Source organism: Amycolatopsis sp. AA4 (assembly GCF_002796545.1).
Taxonomy (GTDB): Bacteria; Actinomycetota; Actinomycetes; order Mycobacteriales; family Pseudonocardiaceae; genus Amycolatopsis.
This window is the reverse complement of record NZ_CP024894.1, coordinates 3876707-3894425: the sequence shown is the minus strand read 5'-3', so window position 1 is coordinate 3894425 and position 17719 is coordinate 3876707. Positions and strand designations below refer to the sequence as shown.

Sequence of the window (17719 nt, the reverse complement as noted above, 5' to 3'; positions counted from 1 at the left end):
CGGACAGCGTAGGGGGCTGCGTGTGGGAAGCCGGTGACCCGGTCTCCCCGGACGGGTGGTGTCGGTCTCGTCCCGCTTCGCGCCTGGCGCCCGTCCCGCACCGCGATATCGGCGAGCGGCCCGTGCGAGCCAGAGTCCGGGAAGATTCCCTCGCGGACGTGCACCCGCCCCGGAATCCGCGGCGAACCCCTCGACGGAACCCCCGGATTCGCGGCGTGCGCGGCTCGACGAGGTCCTCCAGGTTCGCCAGCGCAACCCCCTTCCGGAACTCCCCGCGACAGGACGCGTCGCCGGAGTCGTGCATCGCGTCGGTCGTCCAGACCGCCGCCGCCTGCCGTTCCCAGACGTGCGCCAGCCAGGCGTCTCAGCAGGCGCGACCCAGGTCCCGAACTCGGTGGCAGTGGCCCCCCTGCGACGTCATCCCGCCCGGCTTCCCCACCACCCTGGCCTTACCCACGCACGACATGCCCGCCCCTGCCCTCAACCCAGCCCCTTCAACCCAGCCAGCCAGGCCCAACCCGACCCGAACGCGGGATCGCGCCGACGTTTGGGCTGAGCGGCGTGACAGGCCGAAGGCCCTCACGCCGCTCAGCCCAAACGTCGGCTTGAAGGCGATCCCGCACGCCCCGGCTGAGCCGGGGCAAACACAATTGTCGTACCCCGGCGTTACGCTCTGCCCCATGTCCGACACCGCAACGGTCACCACCCCTCCCGGGGCCGACGCGCCTGCCCGGAGGCGGCCCGCGTTGTCGCCGTCCCGGGCGAGCGACTTCAAGCAGTGCCCGCTGCTCTACCGGTTCCGCGCGGTCGACCGGCTGCCGGAGGTGCCCACCCGGGCGCAGCTGCGCGGCACGCTCGTCCACGCGGTTCTGGAGCGGCTTTTCGCGCTGCCCGCCGCCGAACGGGTCGCTCCCCGGGCGAAAGAGCTGCTGGCGCCGACGTGGACGGAGCTGTCCGCCGAGAGTCCGGAGTGGACGGAGCTGTTCGCGGACGGCGAACCCGGGGAGACCGACAAGTGGCTGGCCTCGGCCGAAAAGCTGCTGGATTCGTATTTCGAGCTGGAAGATCCGCGCCGGCTGGAGCCGGAGGCGTGCGAGCTGCACGTCGAGATCGAGCTGGGCTCGGGCGTGCTGCTGCGCGGGTACATCGACCGGGTGGATGTCGCGCCGACCGGCGAAATCCGGGTCGTGGACTACAAAACCGGCGCGGCTCCGCGCGAAATCGGCGAGGCCAAAGCACTCTTCCAGATGAAGTTCTACGCGCTGGTGCTGTGGCGCCTGCGCGGGGTCGTCCCGCGGCAGCTGAAGCTGATGTACCTGACCGACGGCCAGTCGCTGGCGTACACGCCGGACGAGGCGGAGCTGGTCCGGTTCGAGCGCACGCTGGAGGCGATCTGGCAGGCGATCCTGAAGGCGGGCAAGACCGGCGATTTCCGGCCGAACAAGGGCAAGCTGTGCTCGTGGTGCGATCACCAGGCGCACTGCCCCGAGTTCGGCGGGACGCCGCCGGAGTATCCGGGCTGGCCCGAGCCGGATCCGGGCGAGGAGACGGTATTGGACCGGGCCGACTGATGGGCGACGCGTTCTTCCTCCCGCTGGGCGGCGAGCGGTACGAGGCGACTGAGCACACCACCGGTCCGTGGAGTCCCGGAGCACAGCATTTCGGGCCGCCGTCGGCGCTGCTCGTGCGCGGGCTCGAGCGGCTGGAATCGCGGCATCCGGCGCAGCTGGCCCGGGTCACCGTCGAGATCCTCGGCCCGGCTCCGGTGGGCGAGCTGGAGCAGCGGTCGTGGATCGAACGGCCGGGGCGGACGGTCGAATTGGTCCAGTCCGAGCTGGCGGCGAACGGCCGGACGGTCGCGCGGGCGTCCGGATGGCGGATCGCGACGTCCGACACCACCGACATCGCCACGGACGGCGGTCCGCTGCTGCCCGCGGCCGAGGCGGGCAGCGAAGCGGCCTTCCCGGACGACTGGCTGGGCGGCTACCTGCACGCGATCGAGTGGCGTTCGGTTCGCGGCGCGATCAACGGGCCGGGCCCGGCCGCGGTGTGGGCGCGGCAGCGGTATCCGCTGGTCGACGGCGAGGAGCCGACCGGCCTGCAGCGGCTGTTCGCCATCGCCGACTCCGGCAACGGCGTGTCGCATTTCCTGCCGGCTGCGGACTGGTGGTTCATCAACTCCGAGCTGACCGTGCACCTGCGCCGGCTCCCCGAGGGCGAGTGGATCGGGCTCGACGCGGTCACGCTGGTCGGGGCGCACGGGATCGGGACCGCGACGAGCACGCTGCACGATCGTTCCGGTCCGGTCGGCACCGGAGCGCAGGCTTTGCTGGTGCGTCCGCGACAGGCCGGGGGCGGATGAGCGCGCCGCGGCGGGCAAGTCCGATAGCCTTCGCGGAACGACCGACAAGGGAGCGCTCCGGCATGCAGATCACCTCGGTGGTCAACCAGAAGGGCGGGGTGGGCAAAACCTCGCTGAGCGTGGGCGCGGCGGCGGCCCTCGCCGAACGCGGCAGGCGGGTCCTGCTCGTCGACCTCGACCCGCAGGGGCACGCGACGACCGAGATGCTCGGCATGGACGAGGTCCCCGCCGACGCGCCCAGCCTGGCGAAGGCGCTGACCAAGCTGTGGAAGGGCCCGATCGAGCAGCTGGCCGTCCCGCATCCGCGCAGCAACCTGGGCCGCGGCGGAGCGTTCGACGTGATCCCGACGTCGCCGGGCATGTTCGACCTGATCCGCAGGCTGGACCAGTTCCGGGTGCCCGGCTGGCAGCTGGCGCGCGTGATCCAGTTCGCGCACTACGACCACGTGATCATCGACTGCCCGCCGGCCCAGGACGTGCTGACGAACAACGCGCTCGCCGCGTCGCACGGCATCCTGGTGCCGGTCCAGCCGGACAAGACGAGCATCCGGGCGCTGCGCCTGCTGTCGGAGCAGGTCCGCTACGTCGAGCAGACCACCGGCCGCAACCCCATCGCCTGGTTCGGCATCGTGCCCGGCCTGTACCGCCGCCCGATCTCGCACTACGCCGCGGCCGCGCTGCAGGAGATGTACTCCTTCGGCGTCCCCATGCTGTCGCACATCCCGCTCGGCGTCGTGATGAACGAGGCGGCCGCGCACGGCGTCCCGGTCACCACCTTCGCGCCGGAAACCATCCAGGCGGTGTCGTTCCGGGAAATCGCCGAGACCTTGGACGGGTACCTGGCGCAGAACCCCGGCCCCACGGAGGTTCCGGCGGACGACGAGTTCGTCTTCGAGGACTTCATCTCCGAGGTCGCGGTCGCCCGCAACGTCAACGACAACGGCGCGCGCAAGAAGCTGTACGACCTGATGCCGAAGCGGCCGAACCGCCCGCGCTGAGCACCGTCCACATGCGACAGAGGGCGTCCCCTCCGAAGAGAAGACGCCCTCTGCGCAAGCAGTTCCCTACAACCGGCAAGACCGAATGTCGGAGGCCAGCACGGCTTTCGCGCCGGTTTCGGCCAGTTCGTCCATGATCCGGTTGACTTCCTTGCGCGGCACCATCGCCCGGACCGCGACCCACTTCTCGTCCGCCAGCGGCGCCACCGTCGGCGACTCCAGGCCCGGCGTGATCGAAATGGCCTGCTCGAGGATGTCCCGCGGGCAGTCGTAGTCGAGCATCATGTAGTGCTGCGCGAAAACCACGCCCTGCAGCCGAGCCGCCAGCTGCGACTTGGCCCGCGAGCCTTCGCTGCCGGCGCGCTGCAGCAGCACCGCTTCGGAAGCGCAGATCGGCTCGCCGAACGCGACGAGATTGTGCTGCCGCAGCGACCGCCCGGACTCGACGACGTCCGCGATCGCGTCCGCGACGCCGAGCTGGATCGAGATCTCCACCGCGCCGTCGAGCCGGATCACCTCCGCCTCGACGCCGTGCCGCGCGAGGTCGTCGCGGACCAGCCGCGGGTACGACGTCGCGAGCCGTTTTCCCTGCAGGTCGGCCGGTTTCCAGTCCCGTCCGGCGGGGGCGGCGTACCGGAACGTCGACGCGCCGAACCCGAGCGCGAGCACCTCGTCGACCGGGGCCCCGGAATCGAGCGCGAGGTCGCGCCCGGTGATGCCGAGGTCCAGCTCGCCGGAACCGACGTAGATGGCGATGTCCTTGGGGCGGAGGAAGAAGAACTCGACCTCGTTGACCGGGTCGAGCACGGTCAGGTCCTTGCCGTCATGTCGCTTGCGGTAGCCCGCCTCGGAAAGCATCTCCGCCGACGCGGCGGCGAGGGCTCCCTTGTTCGGCACGGCAACACGCAGCATTTCGGTCTCTCCTCGGTCTCCGGTGCGCGAGCGCGTCACAGGTAGCGGTACACGTCCTCGGTCGAGATTCCCCGGCCGAGCATGAGCACCTGCACCCGGTACAGCAGTTGCGAGATCTCCTCCGACAGCCGCTCGTCGGATTCATGCTCGGCGGCGATCCACACCTCGCCCGCCTCTTCGAGCACCTTCTTGCCCTGGGCGTGCACTCCGGCGTCCAGTGCGGCGACGGTGCCGGACCCGTCGGGACGGGTACGCGCGCGCTCGGCAAGCTCCGCGAACAGCTCATCGAAGGTCTTCACGGGGCCGAATCCTTTCATCCCGCGCTCGTCCGCGCCGCTCCGGGTGACCCGGAAGCCGCCGAGGTCACAGCGACGGCAGCAGCGCGGCCAGCTCGGGCACGCCGACACCGGCCAGCGACGTGCGGAACACCCGGCGCGGACCGTCCGGGACGGCGACGTCGTTGGGCACGACGAGCACCGTGCAACCAGCGCTTTCCGCCGACTCCGCGCCCGGCGGCGAGTCCTCGACCGCGACGCACCGCTCCGGCGCGACGCCGAGCAGCTCGGCGGCCTTCAGGTACGGGCGCGGGAGAGGTTTGTTCTGGCCGTCGACCTCGTCGCCGCAGACCGTGACGTCGAAGAAATCCCGCCCGATCGTGTCGAGCGCGAGTTCGGTCAGCGCCCGTTCGGTGGAGGTGACCAGCGCGGACTTGAGCCCGGCCGCGCGGACCGCGGCCAGCGCCTCGCGCGCGCCCGGACGCCAGGGCAGCGCGTCGTCGAACAGCCCGGCGGTGCGGCGGCGGATCCACTCCCCCGTTTCCGCGACCGCTTCCGGCGTGACCGGGCGGCCGGTCTGCTCCAGCAGCACGGTGGCGGTGGCGTCCATGTTGGACCCCACGAGCGTCATCCGGACTTCCTCCGAAAGCGTGCCGCCGAGCGCCTCGGCGGCCTCGTACAGCGCGACGTCCCACAGTTTCTCGGAATCGACGAGGGTGCCGTCCATGTCCCAGAGGACAGCCGCCAGTCCGTCCGAAGAGGACGGTGCAGTCACAGTTTCTCCTTGTCCGGTGCCGCGCCCCGGCCGGGCGCGCTCCTCCCCAGCGTCCCACGCGGACCGCCGTGAGCGGGGCCACACCCGGCCTGTGACACGCGGGGGCGGACACGCTGCGCAGCGTAGGTGGCCAAGGCCGTAGGCTGGTCAGGTGAGTGAGCCTGTCGACGACACCCCGCGGCCCGGCGACCCGGAGCAGGACCGCGCCGATGCCCAACGCCCGATCATGATCCTCGCCTTCGAAGGCTGGAATGACGCAGGCGACGCGGCCAGCCAGGCGATCGAACACCTCCAGCTCACCTGGGACGCGACGCCGCTGGCCGAGATCGAGCCGGACGACTACTACGATTTCCAGGTCAGCCGCCCCACCGTGAAGATGGTCGACGGCATCACCCGGCGGGTCGAATGGCCGACCACGCGGCTGTCGGTGTGCCGCCCCGAGGGCTTCGACCGCGACCTGGTGCTGGTGCAGGGCCCGGAGCCGAACATGCGCTGGCGGAAGTTCTGCGCGGAGATCGTGGAGCACGTCCAGGAACTGGACGTGGCGATGGTGGTCGCGCTCGGCGCCCTGCTGGCCGACACCGCGCACACCCGGCCCGTCCCGGTCACCGGGACGGCCTACGACAAGGACACCGCGAGCAAGTACCGGCTCGAGGTGAGCAACTACCAGGGCCCGACCGGGATCGTCGGGATCCTGCAGGACTACTGCGTGCAGGCGGGCATCCCGGCGGTGTCCATCTGGGCCGCGGTGCCGCACTACGTCTCGCACCCGCCGTCCCCGAAGGCGACGCTGGCGCTGCTGCACAAGCTGGAGGACGTGCTCGACGTCGAGATCCCGCTGGGCGCGCTGCCGGAGCAGGCCGAGGAGTGGCAGCAGACGGTCAGCGAGATGGCCGACGAGGACGAGGAAATCAGCGAGTACGTGCGCGGCCTCGAGGAACGCGGCGACGCCGAGACCGATTTCACCATGGAAGAGGTCTCCGGCGACAAGATCGCCGCCGAGTTCGAGCGCTACCTGCGGCGGCGCCGTCCCGGGCAGGACGGCGGGTTCGGCCTCCGCTGACCCGCCTCGGGACCGGGTGCTCCCCTTGCGCAAGAGGGGGAACGCAGCGTGATCGCCGAACTACGAACAGTCATTCGGGCCGCCCGGCGGGATGACGGCGCCTGCGCCGTTGACTGATCGCGCCGCGCTGCCCTGGTGCCCTCCCGAGCCCGTCTCGTTGACTGGTCCTGCGCGAGCGACCTCGCGCGGACCAGGAGGTACGGGAATGTTCGGCAAGGCACTAGCGGCGGCGGTGCTCGCGGCGGGCGCGATCACCGCGTCGGCGGCGACAGCGTCAGCGGCACCGGTGACGGCGAATGATTTCGGCGCCTGCATGGACTACGCGGTGGGCGAATACAACGTCGAGCCCTGGCTCGCGCACGACGCGTGCGATGCCGGCTCGTTCGAGGAGTGCTACTGGGTCCTGCGCCGCGCCTACGTTCCGGCACAGGTCGCGGCGACCGCCTGCCAGCTCTCGTTCGACTGATCCGCCGAAGGGCGCGACCGGGCTGCCCGGTCGCGCTCAGGCGGTGAGCAGCTTCCGCACCGGGACCGCGCCGCGCGCCCGCTTCCGCCACTCCCGCGGATAGCCGAGCGAAACCTCCTCGAACCGCACGCCGTCGGCGGACGTCGTGCGCGGGATGTGCAGGTGCCCGTACACGGCCAGCTCGGCCCGGTAGCGCAGGTGCCAGTCCTCGGTCTGCGTGGTGCCGCACCAGAGCGCGAAATCGGGGTAGTACAACGGGTTCGTCGGGTGCCGGTGCAGCGGCCAGTGCGACATCAGGATGGTGCGGCGGTCGGCCGGGATGGCGTCCAGCCGGTCGCGGCTGACCTTCAAGCGCTGCTCGCACCAGGCCGCGCGCGATTCGTACGGGTCCGGGTGCAGGTAGTACTCGTCGGTGCACACCACGCCGATCTCGCGGGCGTGCGCGAGCGCCTCTTCGCGGGTCTTGCCCTCGGTCGCCGGGGTGCGCCAGCTGTAGTCGTAGAACACGAACAGCGGCGCGACGGTCAGCGGCTCCGGGCCGAAGTCCCACACCGGGAACTCGTCCTCGGGCGTGAGCACGCCGATCTCGCGACACTGCTCCACCAGGAACTCGTAGCGCGCCTGGCCGCGCAGCTGGCATTCGTCGTTCGGCGTGGTCCACAGCTCGTGGTTGCCCGGGACCCACACGACCTTCGCGAACCGTTCGCGCAGCCGCGCGAGCGTCTCCCGGATGACCTTGGCGGACTCGGCGACGTCGCCGGCGACGAGCAGCCAGTCGCCGGGATCGTCGGGCACGACCTCGTCGACGATCGGGCCGTTGCCCTCGTGGGTCACGTGGAGGTCGCTGGTGGCGAAGAGAGACGGCACTCCTCCACCGTAACGACTTTCCGCGCCCGGAAGCGCCGGAACCGCCCATTCCCCCACCCCAGAACGACCAGTCCGGCGCACACGTGGAGGCCAGCCTGCACGTTCAGCAGCACTGTCGGCCCGGTCACCGCGACGAGCGCGCCGGCCAGCAGCGAACCGGCCGCCGTCCCCGCCGCCATCAGCGCGTACACCGTGCTCAGCACCCGTCCCGCCCGGTCCGGGCCGGTCTCCGCCTGTACGTGCGACAACAGCCCGGCTCCGGCGACCACGGCGGGCGCGCCGACGGCCATGAACAGCCCGACGTAGACCCCGAGCACCGTCGTGGCGCCCGGCAGGTTCCAGATGGCTACCGACATCAGCCCCGCGGCGACCAGGCCCCAGCCCTGCAGCAGCACCGGCGCGACCCGGCGCGCCAGCGTCGCCACCGCGAACCCGGCCGCCAGCCCGCCGATCGCCTGCACGCCGCGCAACAGCCCGGCGTCGGCCTCGCTGCCCCGCAGGATGTCCAGCACAAACACCACGAACAGCACCAGGAACATGCCTTGCGCGAGCGAGGTCAATAGCGCTGACACACTCGTCGCCCGGAGCCGCTTGCCCGTCAGATCGCGGACGCCCGCGAGCCAATCCGCCTGCTCGGGCGCGGTCTTGCGGACCGCTGCCCGGCGGAACGGGAACGCGAGCAGCATCCCCGCCGCGGCGAGCGCGACCAGGTACCCGACGATCACGCGGTCCAGCCCGCCCCAGCCCAGCAGCGCTCCCCCGGCCCAGCCGCCCGCGAGCCGCGCGACGCTGCTGTTCACGCTCATCAGCCCGTTCGCCGGGGTGACGTCCTCGACACCGACCAGCTCGGGCACCAACGCGCTGCGCGCCGGTTCGAACACCGACGCCAGCCCGGCTTGCGCCGCCATCACCGCGTAGACCGCCGCGACCGGCAACTCGGAGCTGGCCAGCAACGGCAGCACCACCACCGCCTGCCCGACGCACACCACCGCCAGCACGACCCGGCGGTCCCACCGGTCGGCGACGATCCCCGCGACCGGGCTCAGCAGCACCGCGGGCAGCAGGCCGAGCACGATGCTCAACGCGGTCGTGACCGCCGATCCGGTGCGGACGAACAGGTACACCGGCAGCGCGACCTGCAGCATCCATTCGGCGGTCTCGCCGAAGAACGCGGAGACCCAGAGCCGGGCGAATCCCGGTGCGGCGAGCAGCCGTCTCATGCCGGTTTCCCGTCGTGCCCGATCCGGCGGAAAGCCCGCATCCCGAGGAAGACCGCGCGGGCGTCGGCGGGCGCGTCCTCGCGGATCGTGCTCACGTAGGGCCGGACCAGGTCGTCGATCGCCTTGGTGAGTGCGTTGACTTCCTCCGGGGTCGCGTTCAATCCGTAGGAGAAGAAGCCGCCTGCCTCGCGCCAGTCCTCGTCCAGCTGCTCGATCGTGTCGAGGTACCGCTGGGTCAGCTCCTGCTCCTCGGCCAGCTCGGTGCCGGTGACCGCCAGCTGTGCCGCCGCGAGCGCCGGGTCGTCGCCTGAGCCGCCCAGCACGAGGCCGACCTGGCAGGCCCGCCACGGCCGTTCCCGCCCGTCGCCGCCCTCGGCCCGCTCCACCAGGCCGTGTTCCGCCAGCTTGCGCAGATGCCAGCTGCAGTTCGACGCCGTCGAGCCGACCGCGTCCGCGCACTCGCTCGCGGTCGACGGGCCGACGGCCATCAGGTGGTGCACCAGCGCCGACCGCAACGGGTGTGCGAGGGCCCGCAGCAGCTCGACGTCGTCGACCCGCTTGCGCGGGGGCAGTTCGGTCATCGGCCGTCCCAACTCTGAAGGGTTTCTTTCGAAACTGTTCTTTCAGAGTTGCAGGCCGCTGCCCCCGCGTCAAGCCGGCCCGGTTACCGCGCGGCCAGGAAGGACCGTGCGCGCTCCAGGAGCACGCCAGCCGCCTCGGGGTCGTAGGCGGGCAGGGAGGAGTCGGCGAAGAGGTGCTGGTCGCCGGGATAGACGAACAGCTCCGCGTTCGCGGCGGAACCGACGAGCTCGCGCGCGGCGGGCAGGTCCTCCTCGAAGAACTCGTCGTGCTCCTTGCCGTGGATCTGGACCGGGACCCCGTCCGGCCAGGCCGGTCCGAACTCCTTGACCGGAAGGCAGGAGTCGATGAGCAGCGCGCCGCGCGCACCGGGGCGAGTCTGCGCGAGCCGCTGCGCGATGGTGACGCCGAAGGAGAAACCGGCATACACGAGGTGCTCCCCCAGCGCCTCGGCCTCGGCGACGCCGCGCTCGCGCAGTTGCTCGAAGCCTGCCTTGCGCGCGAAGGCGAAGCCGTCCTCGATGCTGCCGAACGTCCGCCCTTCAAACAGATCGGGCGTGTGCACCGTGTGCCCGGCCCGGCGCAGCTCGTCGGCCACGCTCCGGACTCCGTCGGTCAATCCCTGAATGTGGTGGTACAGCACGATTTCAGCCACGTCGGAGCCCCTCAGTCGATGAACCAGTTGCCTGAACTTCGGCAACGCTAGCGCCACCGCGCGCGAACTCCGCGAAAAACCATTTGCCCGGCGAGACGCCCTCCGCGTTATGCTCTCCGCCATCATGGACAGCTGAACCGAGCCCTCCCCGCATCGAGGCCGCTCCCGGTCGAGCCCTGCTCCCGGGAAGCCGCGCGTTGCCCGTCGGGGATTTCGCTTCCACCGCAAAGGCCCGGTGTTCACTCATGTCTACTGTCCTGCACGCCTCCGACCTCGTTTTCGGCTACGGCGCCCGCACCGTCCTCAACGGCGTTTCGCTCGTCGCGTCGCCCGGAAGGCGGATCGGTCTCGTCGGCGAAAACGGGGTCGGGAAATCCACCCTGCTCCGGCTGCTCGCCGGGCTGGAAGTCCCGCGCGCCGGCGACGTCGTGCGGCACGGCGACCTCGGCTTTCTCTTCCAGGAACTGCCGTTCGCCGGCACCGCGAGGGTTTCCGACGTCCTCGACGAGGCGCTCGCCGAGATCCGCACCGCCGCGGCGACGCTCGACAAGCTCGCCGCCGTGCTCGCCGAACGTCCCGACGATCCGGAGGTGCTCAGCGAGTACGGCCACGTCCTCGAATGGGCGCAGGCCCACGACCTGTGGGACGCGGACCGGCGCGCCGATCTCGTCCTCGCCGGTCTCGGGCTCGGCGACATCCGGCACGACCGGCGGCTGCACACGCTCTCCGGCGGCCAGCGGTCGCGGCTCGGACTGGCCGCGCTGCTGGTCCGGCGGCCGCGGATCATGCTGCTCGACGAGCCGACCAACCACCTCGACGACAACGCCATGGAGTTCCTCGAGCGCCATCTCGCGGAGCTGACCGGCGTCGTCGTGCTGTCCTCGCACGATCGCGTGTTCCTCGACGCGGTCTGCACCGACATCGTGGACCTGGACCCGGTTCCGGCGGACCGCCGCGTCGGCGGCGCGACGCGCTACGGCGGCAGCTACACCGACTACCTGGGCCAGAAAAAGGCCGAACGAGCGCGGTGGGAGCAGCGGTTCACCGAAGAACAGGAGGAACTCAAGCAGCTGCGGGAATCCGTGCACGGCACCGCGCGCCGCGTCGCGCACAACCGGGCGCCGCGCGACAACGCGAAGATGCTCTACGACTTCAAGACCGGTCGCGTGCAGAAGCAGATTTCCCGCCGGGTCCGCAACGCGCAGCTCAAGCTCGAAACGCTGGAGCGCGAGCAGGTCCGCAAACCTCCCGCGCCGCTGCGGTTCCGGGCCCCGCTCACCGCGGACACCAGCGGCGAAGGCCCGGCGGTGTCGGTGCGCGGCATCGCGGTGCCGGGCCGGGTGCAACTGGACGAGCTGGACGTGGACCGCAGCGCGCGGCTCCTCGTGACCGGCGGCAACGGGGCGGGCAAATCCACGCTGCTGTCGGTGCTCGCCGGTCAGCTCACCCCGTCGGCCGGGACTGTCCACTTCGGACCCGGCGTGCGGGTCGGGTTGCTGGAGCAGGACGTCACGTTCGCTCGGCCCAAGCGGACCGCGCAGGAGGTGTACCGCGCCTCCGCTGGCGAGGCGGCGCCTTCGCTGTCCACGCTCGGGCTGCTGCCGCCGAGGGAACACGACCGTCCGGTCGGCGAGCTTTCGGTGGGCCAGCGTCGCCGGTTGGCTCTGGCGGTGCTGCTCGCGGAACCGCCGGACGTGCTGTTGCTGGACGAGCCGACCAACCACCTGTCGCTCAGCCTGGCCGAGGAACTGTCCGAAGCGCTGGACAGCGCGCCGGGCGCGGTCGTCCTTGCCTCGCATGACCGGTGGCTGCGCCGCCGCTGGGAAGGCGACCACCTGGCGCTGGCGGACGGCCAACGCCAGGATGTATAGGTCGTTATACAGTTAGCAGAACGGGCAGTGGCCGGAGCGATTTCCGGCCACTGCCCGTTCCCGAAAGGCTCAGAGCACGATGCCCAGCAAGGCGTCCACGGCCTCCTTGATCAGCCCCGGAGCGGCCTGATCGGTGCCGTCGCGGCGCAACGCCGACGTGACCCACGCGTCGATCGCGGTGAGGGCCTTCGGCGTGTTCAAATCGTCGGAGAGGTGGTCGCGCAGCCGGGCCACGGTGTCCTCCGCGTCCGGTCCGGCGGGCAGCGCGACCGCTTCGCGCCAGCGGGCCAGCCGCTCCTGCGCGTCGACCAGCAGCTGGTCGGTCCACGCCCGGTCCTCGCGGTAGTGCCCGGCGAACAGCGCGAGCCGGATCGCCGCCGGGTCGACGCCGTCGGCGCGCAGCCGCGACACGAAGACCAGGTTGCCGCGGGACTTCGACATCTTCTCGCCGTCCAGCCCGATCATCCCGGCGTGCACGTAGTGCCGGGCGAACGGGTGATCGGCGGCGACGGCCTCGGCGTGCGCCGCGCTGTACTCGTGGTGCGGGAAGATCAGGTCGGAACCGCCGCCCTGGACGTCGAACCCGAGCCCGAGGCGGTTCACCGCGATCGCGCTGCATTCGATGTGCCAGCCCGGCCGTCCGGCGCCCAGCTCCGACTCCCACGACGGCTCGCCTTCGCGCGCGACGCGCCACAGCAGCGCGTCCAGCGGGTGCCGCTTGCCGGGACGGTCCGGGTCGCCGCCGCGCTCGGCGAAGAACTTAGCCATGGTCTCGGCGTCGTAGCTCGACTCGTAGCCGAACCGGCCGGTCGCGTTGTGGTCGAAGTAGACGTCCGGGAACTCGGCGTCGTCCGCGCGGTAGGCGCTGCCGTCGGCGAGCAGCTTCGCGATGACCTCGACGATCTCCGGGATCGCCTCGACCGCGCCGACGAACTGGCGCGGCGGCAGCACCCGCAGCGCCTCCATGTCCTCGCGGAACAGCGCCGTTTCGCGCATGCCGAGCACGATCCAGTCGTCCGAATCGCGTTCCGCGCGCTCGAGCAGCGGCTCGTCGATGTCGGTGACGTTCTGGACGTAGTGCACCTCGTGCCCGTTGTCCCGCCAGATCCGGTTGACCAGGTCGAACGCGAGGTAGGTGGCGGCGTGGCCGAGGTGGGTGGCGTCGTAGGGGGTGATGCCGCAGACGTACATCCGGGCGGCGGCGCCGGGTGCCGTCGGGCGGACCTGCCCGGTCGCGGTGTCGTGGAGCCGGAGGGGGCGGGGCGTGCCGGGCAGCCGGGGCACGGCGACGGATGACCAAGTCTGCATGCCTCCGACTGTAAGCGTGACGTCCGTCCGTTATCCCACCCGGTGGGAGGGACAGCTGTGGTGTCCCTCCCACCGGAGCGGTCAGGCCCGCTGCCGGACGGCGTTCGCCCGCACGACGTCCCGCACGTACGCCCCGATGCCGGGCCGCTGCTCGTCCTCCCGGACGAGGAACGCCAGCTGCGCGGGCTCGTCGGCGTACAGGTCGGCGATCTTCTGCTGCATCGCGTACCCGCACTCCCCCATCACCGCCGACAGCATCGCCCGGTGCTCCTCGGCGAGCTCGGCCGCCGCCGGGCTGTCCGCGGGCGCGCCGTCGTCGACCAGCGCGAGCAGCCGGCGCACCCAGTCCTTCCTCCGCCGCTCCGCCTCGGCCCACTCCTCCTTGGTCTCCGGCAGGTCGGTCCGCTGCCACTCGGCGCAGCCGCCCCACCGGCGGACCACCTCCTCCGAGTAGCCGTCCGGCGCCTGGAACCCGCCGAACACTTCGAATTTCTCCTCGGGCGTCAACGCGTTGCCCATGGCTCTCGCCTCCAGCAATCGATCGACGGCCGCGACCATGTGCGCGATCCGGTCCGCCTGCGCCACCAGCAGCTCCCGCTGCCGTTTCAGGTGGGCGTCGGCGCCGATTCCCGGATCCGCGAGCACGGACGCGATCGTCTCCAGGGGAAAGCCGAGCTCCCGGTAGAGCAGGATCCGGTGCAGCCGGTCGAGATCGGCGGGCTCGTAGCGCCGGTAGCCGGACGCGGTCCGCCCGCTCGGCGACAGCAGCCCGATCTCGTCGTAGTGGTGCAGCGTGCGCACGGTGACGCCGGCCAGCGCCGCCACCTCGCCCACCCGGTAGCCCATCGGTCTCCCCTGTCGGTTCTTCGGCCGTGCGGCCCTTGCGAGAACCACGATCACGCCTCACGCCGCGTGAGGGTCAAGCCTGGCGGACACGGCTGTTCGGCGCGAGCACGAACGAAGGACGCGTCGAGGTGTTCGACCACGGACCTTCGCCGAGGGGTCAGCGGCGCCGCGTGCGGAGGTAATCCCCCACTACCGCCGCGCCCAGGCCGTCCAGGTCCGGGGCCACGACCCGGCCGCCGGAGCGGCGGGCGATGGTGTCCACGAAGGCTTCCAGCCGCGGGTCGTCGCCGAGGCGGAACACGGTCACGGACGCGCCCAGTTTGGCAATCCTGTCCACTTCGGACAGTGTCTTGTAGATGGTCGCCGGTTCGGGCGGGTAGGAGAATTCCGCCTCGCCGTCGGGTTCCAGGTGGGCCGTGGGTTCGCCGTCGGTGACCATGAGGACCACCGGCTGGGCGTCCGGGTGGCGGCGCAGGTGCCGTCCGGCCAGCAGCAGCGCGTGGTGGGCGTTGGTGCCTTGTTCCCAGGTGCCTTCCAGACCCACCAGTTCCGGCAGTTCCACCGGCATCGCGTAGCGGCCGAAGGTGATCAGCTGCAGCGCGTCGTTGCGGAACCTCGTGCTGATCAGCTGGTGCAGCGCCAGCGCGGTGCGTTTCATCGGCAGCCAGCGGCCCTCCTGGACCATCGACCACGACGTGTCGACCAGCAGCGCGACGGCGGCCCGGGAGCGGTGTTCGGTCTCGATGACCTCGACATCCTCGACATCGAGCCGAACGCTCCCCGCGCCGACCGCGGTGGAGCGCAATACGGCGTTGCGCACCGTCCGCGGGACGTCCCAGGGCTGCATGTCCCCGAATCGCCAGGGGCGGCTGGAACCCGTCGGTTCACCTGCCGCGCCCGCGGATTCGGTCTCTCGTTCCCCGGCTTTGCCGCGCAGCGAATTGACCACATCGGACAGTGCGGTCTCGCCAAGACGGCGCAATGCCTTGGGAGACAACCGCAAGGTGCCGTCCGCGGCGCGTTCGAACAGGCCCTGCTGACGCAGTTCTCGTTCCAATTCGGACAGCCGGCGCGCGTCGACGCCCGCGTCCGGACCGAGCTGGCGCTCCAGCGCCTCCAGATCGATGTCCTCCAGGCGGGCACCCGGGTACGACTGGCCGAGCTGCTCGGCGAGCGCGTCGAGTTCCGCGAGATCGGCCATCGCCTGTGCGCCTTCGCCGAGGCCCAGCGGGTCTTGCCCGCGGAAGCGCGAGGACGACGTCCAGTCCTCCCCCGGCCGCAACGCGCGCAGCTGGGAGTCCAAAGCGGACAGCTGCTGCGCCAGCCTCGGGTCGCCGAAGGCCTGCTGCGCCAGCTCGGCCAATTCGGCCCGCTGTTCCTCGGACATCGAGTTCAGCATCCGCTGTGCGGCGGCGGAACGGGCGGCCAGCACGTCGATCAGCTCGTCGACGTTCTGCGGGTTCTCCGGGAAGAACTCGCCGTGCCGCCGCATGAACTCGCTGAAGCGTTCGTCGATGTCGCTCGCGCCCTGGGCGTGCGCGGAAAGCAGCGCGTTGAGGTCGCCGAGCATCTGGTTGATCCGCTCGACGTCCTCGGGCCCGGCGTTCTGCATCGCCTGTTTCATGCCCTGGAAGCGCGCGTCCAGCATCTCGCGGCCGAGCAGGTCGCGGATCTGCTCGTACTTCTGCCGGGCTTCGTCCGAACGCCAGTCGTACTCGTTCAGCTCGCGGACCGCCGCGGCGGTGCCGGGCGGCAGCGCGTCCAGCTGGGCTTCGCGGAAGCGGGCCTCGTCGTCGGGGTCCGGGAACAGCTCCCGGCGCTCGGCTTGGAGCGCTTCCTGCAGCAGCTGCTGGACCTCCTGCAGCGTGCCGTCCAGCCGGTGCCGCCGCTGGATCTGCGAGCGGCGCTGCCACAGCCGGCGGGTCAGCTCGTCGAGACCGGCGGTGCGTTCGGTGCCGCGGCGCAGCAATTCCTCCAGCGCCGACCGCGGGGACGAGCCGCCCATCACTTCGCGGCCGATCTCGTCCAGCGCGTCCCGCAGGTCCGCGGGCGGGGCCAGCGGATCCGGCCCGTCGTGCCACGGGCCGTAGGAATATCCCTCCGGTAAGAGCGGCATTATTCGCCGTACACCGTCGTGTCGCCGTCGGAGTCCTTCGCCAGCCTGCGGGCGAGGAACAGCGACTCCAGGGCAAGTTCGACGGCCGCCGCGATCCGTCCCGCGGGTTCGTCCGCGGACACTCCGGCCCGCTGGGCGACCTCGTGCAGCACGGGCAGTTCCGGCAGCGCCGCAAGGACTTCCGTGCCGGGCACGCGCTCGCCGGTGGCGACCAGGTGGCCGTCGGCCACCGCGTCGGACAGCGGCCGCAGGTCCAGTCCGGCGAACCGCTCGCGGGCGGTTTCCGCGATCGCGCGGCGCATCAGGTGCACGAGGTGCTCGACCTCGCGGCCTTCCTCGCCGGGTTCGAACTCGACCTTGCCGCGCAGCACGGCGGGCACGGCTTCGAGATCGACCGGACGCGCGACCGCCGGGTCCTCCCCCGTCACCGCGGCCCGGCGGAGCGCGGCCGCCGCGACGGTTTCCGCCGCCGCCACCGCGAACCGGGCGGACACGCCGGAACGCTGGTCGATCACCGGCGATTCGCGCAGGTTGCGCACGAACCGGGCCAGCACCTCCAGCAGCGGCTCGCCGACCTCCGCGACGAGGTTCGCCTCCTGGCGCACGACGGCGACCTCGGACTCCACGTCCAGCGGGTAGTGCGTGCGGATTTCCGCGCCGAAGCGGTCCTTCAGCGGCGTGATGATCCGGCCGCGGTTGGTGTAGTCCTCGGGGTTGGCGGTCGCGACGAGGAGGACGTCCAGCGGCAACCGCAGCGTGTAGCCGCGGACCTGGATGTCCCGTTCCTCCATCACGTTCAGCAGTGCGACCTGGATTCGCTCGGCGAGGTCGGGCAGCTCGTTGATCGCGACGATGCCGCGGTGCGCGCGCGGCACGAGTCCGAAGTGGATGGTCTCCGGGTCGCCGAGGCTGCGGCCCTCGGCCACCTTCACCGGGTCGACGTCGCCGATCAGGTCGCCCACGCTGGTGTCCGGCGTGGCGAGCTTTTCCGTGTAGCGCTCGCTGCGGTGCCGCCAGGCCACCGGCAGGTCGTCGCCGAGTTCGGCGGCGCGCCGGATCGAGGCGGGCGTGATCGGGTCGAGCGGGTGTTCGCCCAGTTCGGAGCCCTCGATGACCGGGGTCCACTCGTCGAGGAGCCCGGCCAGGGTGCGCAGCAGGCGGGTCTTGCCCTGGCCGCGTTCGCCGAGCAGGACGACGTCGTGGCCGGCGAGCAGGGCGCGTTCGAGCTGGGGCAGCACGGTGCGGGAGAAGCCGACGATGCCGGGCCACGCGTCACGGCCCTCGCGCAGCGCGGCGAGCAGGTTGTCGTGGATCTCGCGCGCGATCGGGCGCGGGGCGTATCCGGCGGCGCGGAGCTCGCCGGCAGTACGGGGAAGAGCGTCGGGAACAGCATTCACCTCTTCGAC

The 17719-nt window shown here is 71.4% G+C and carries 17 protein-coding genes; 6 read left to right on the top strand and 11 right to left on the bottom strand.

The window, feature by feature from the left end:
- Positions 1-680 precede the first annotated feature (680 nt).
- The 3 genes from CU254_RS18170 to CU254_RS18160 all read left to right on the top strand — a co-directional run bounded on the left by CU254_RS18170 (position 681) and on the right by CU254_RS18160 (position 3360).
- On the top strand, positions 681-1571 hold the full coding sequence (locus CU254_RS18170; RefSeq protein WP_009078138.1) for a RecB family exonuclease: 891 nt from the start codon (positions 681-683) through the stop codon (positions 1569-1571).
- Positions 1571-2362 carry a thioesterase family protein gene (locus tag CU254_RS18165; protein WP_009078136.1) on the top strand — a complete coding sequence of 264 codons (792 nt, stop codon included), beginning with the start codon at positions 1571-1573 and terminating at the stop codon, positions 2360-2362. The genes CU254_RS18170 and CU254_RS18165 overlap by 1 nt, the downstream gene beginning before the upstream one ends.
- A 62-nt stretch (positions 2363-2424) precedes the next feature.
- On the top strand, positions 2425-3360 hold the full coding sequence (locus CU254_RS18160; RefSeq protein ID WP_037714061.1) for a ParA family protein: 936 nt from the start codon (positions 2425-2427) through the stop codon (positions 3358-3360).
- Between the two features lie 66 nt (positions 3361-3426).
- On the opposite strand, the gene hisG is transcribed toward CU254_RS18160, so the two are convergent.
- From hisG to CU254_RS18145, 3 genes are all read right to left on the bottom strand, one after another.
- A complete protein-coding gene (gene hisG / locus CU254_RS18155; RefSeq protein ID WP_009078133.1) occupies positions 3427-4272 on the bottom strand; it encodes an ATP phosphoribosyltransferase in 846 nt (281 codons plus the stop codon).
- Positions 4273-4307: 35 nt separating this feature from the next.
- A complete protein-coding gene (locus CU254_RS18150; RefSeq protein WP_037717439.1) occupies positions 4308-4571 on the bottom strand; it encodes a phosphoribosyl-ATP diphosphatase in 264 nt (87 codons plus the stop codon).
- A gap of 64 nt (positions 4572-4635) precedes the next feature.
- Positions 4636-5322: an HAD family phosphatase gene (locus CU254_RS18145; protein WP_255409882.1), complete on the bottom strand. Its 687-nt coding sequence runs from the start codon at positions 5320-5322 to the stop codon at positions 4636-4638.
- A gap of 151 nt (positions 5323-5473) precedes the next feature.
- On the opposite strand from CU254_RS18145, the gene CU254_RS18140 reads away from it, so the two are divergent.
- A complete protein-coding gene (locus tag CU254_RS18140) occupies positions 5474-6385 on the top strand; it encodes a PAC2 family protein (RefSeq protein WP_009078130.1) in 912 nt (303 codons plus the stop codon).
- 205 nt (positions 6386-6590) lie between these two features.
- Entirely contained in the window at positions 6591-6851 is a 261-nt protein-coding gene (locus CU254_RS18135) for a hypothetical protein (protein ID WP_009078129.1), read from the top strand.
- Between the two features lie 36 nt (positions 6852-6887).
- On the opposite strand, the gene CU254_RS18130 is transcribed toward CU254_RS18135, so the two are convergent.
- The 4 genes from CU254_RS18130 to CU254_RS18115 form a co-directional block, all read right to left on the bottom strand.
- Positions 6888-7718, bottom strand: coding sequence for a metallophosphoesterase (locus CU254_RS18130; protein WP_037714058.1), 831 nt, complete (start codon positions 7716-7718; stop codon positions 6888-6890).
- On the bottom strand, positions 7682-8938 hold the full coding sequence (locus tag CU254_RS18125) for an MFS transporter (protein ID WP_009078125.1): 1257 nt from the start codon (positions 8936-8938) through the stop codon (positions 7682-7684). The genes CU254_RS18130 and CU254_RS18125 overlap by 37 nt, the downstream gene beginning before the upstream one ends.
- Positions 8935-9519, bottom strand: coding sequence for a helix-turn-helix transcriptional regulator (locus tag CU254_RS18120; protein WP_009078124.1), 585 nt, complete (start codon positions 9517-9519; stop codon positions 8935-8937). Before CU254_RS18120 ends, CU254_RS18125 begins: the two co-directional genes overlap by 4 nt.
- 83 nt (positions 9520-9602) lie before the next feature.
- Positions 9603-10172 (bottom strand): dienelactone hydrolase family protein, encoded by a 570-nt coding sequence (locus CU254_RS18115; protein ID WP_037714056.1) that lies wholly within the window; start codon positions 10170-10172, stop codon positions 9603-9605.
- 245 nt (positions 10173-10417) lie between these two features.
- Here CU254_RS18115 and CU254_RS18110 point away from each other — a divergent pair, with 245 nt between their 5' ends.
- Entirely contained in the window at positions 10418-12043 is a 1626-nt protein-coding gene (locus CU254_RS18110; RefSeq protein ID WP_009078122.1) for an ABC-F family ATP-binding cassette domain-containing protein, read from the top strand.
- A 69-nt stretch (positions 12044-12112) separates the two neighbouring features.
- On the opposite strand, the gene mshC is transcribed toward CU254_RS18110, so the two are convergent.
- From mshC to CU254_RS18090, 4 genes are all read right to left on the bottom strand, one after another.
- Positions 12113-13351 carry a cysteine--1-D-myo-inosityl 2-amino-2-deoxy-alpha-D-glucopyranoside ligase gene (gene mshC / locus CU254_RS18105; RefSeq protein ID WP_009078121.1) on the bottom strand — a complete coding sequence of 413 codons (1239 nt, stop codon included), beginning with the start codon at positions 13349-13351 and terminating at the stop codon, positions 12113-12115.
- Between the two features lie 81 nt (positions 13352-13432).
- Positions 13433-14197, bottom strand: coding sequence for a MerR family transcriptional regulator (locus CU254_RS18100; RefSeq protein WP_009078118.1), 765 nt, complete (start codon positions 14195-14197; stop codon positions 13433-13435).
- A gap of 157 nt (positions 14198-14354) precedes the next feature.
- On the bottom strand, positions 14355-16313 hold the full coding sequence (locus CU254_RS18095; protein WP_009078117.1) for a VWA domain-containing protein: 1959 nt from the start codon (positions 16311-16313) through the stop codon (positions 14355-14357).
- On the bottom strand, positions 16313-17710 hold the full coding sequence (locus CU254_RS18090) for an ATP-binding protein (protein ID WP_009078116.1): 1398 nt from the start codon (positions 17708-17710) through the stop codon (positions 16313-16315). The genes CU254_RS18095 and CU254_RS18090 overlap by 1 nt, the downstream gene beginning before the upstream one ends.
- Positions 17711-17719: the final 9 nt, after the last annotated feature.

Excerpts from the sequence above, each read along its gene's own strand:
- CU254_RS18120 (WP_009078124.1), bottom strand. The coding sequence starts at position 9,519 with ATGACCGAACTGCCCCCGCGCAAGCGGGTCGACGACGTCGAGCTGCTG.
- CU254_RS18100 (WP_009078118.1), bottom strand. The coding sequence starts at position 14,197 with ATGGGCTACCGGGTGGGCGAGGTGGCGGCGCTGGCCGGCGTCACCGTG.
- CU254_RS18135 (WP_009078129.1), top strand. The coding sequence starts at position 6,591 with ATGTTCGGCAAGGCACTAGCGGCGGCGGTGCTCGCGGCGGGCGCGATC.
- mshC (WP_009078121.1), bottom strand. The coding sequence starts at position 13,351 with ATGCAGACTTGGTCATCCGTCGCCGTGCCCCGGCTGCCCGGCACGCCC.
- CU254_RS18160 (WP_037714061.1), top strand. The coding sequence starts at position 2,425 with ATGCAGATCACCTCGGTGGTCAACCAGAAGGGCGGGGTGGGCAAAACC.
- CU254_RS18170 (WP_009078138.1), top strand. The coding sequence starts at position 681 with ATGTCCGACACCGCAACGGTCACCACCCCTCCCGGGGCCGACGCGCCT.
- CU254_RS18095 (WP_009078117.1), bottom strand. The coding sequence starts at position 16,313 with ATGCCGCTCTTACCGGAGGGATATTCCTACGGCCCGTGGCACGACGGG.
- CU254_RS18165 (WP_009078136.1), top strand. The coding sequence starts at position 1,571 with ATGGGCGACGCGTTCTTCCTCCCGCTGGGCGGCGAGCGGTACGAGGCG.
- CU254_RS18125 (WP_009078125.1), bottom strand. The coding sequence starts at position 8,938 with ATGAGACGGCTGCTCGCCGCACCGGGATTCGCCCGGCTCTGGGTCTCC.
- CU254_RS18110 (WP_009078122.1), top strand. The coding sequence starts at position 10,418 with ATGTCTACTGTCCTGCACGCCTCCGACCTCGTTTTCGGCTACGGCGCC.
- hisG (WP_009078133.1), bottom strand. The coding sequence starts at position 4,272 with ATGCTGCGTGTTGCCGTGCCGAACAAGGGAGCCCTCGCCGCCGCGTCG.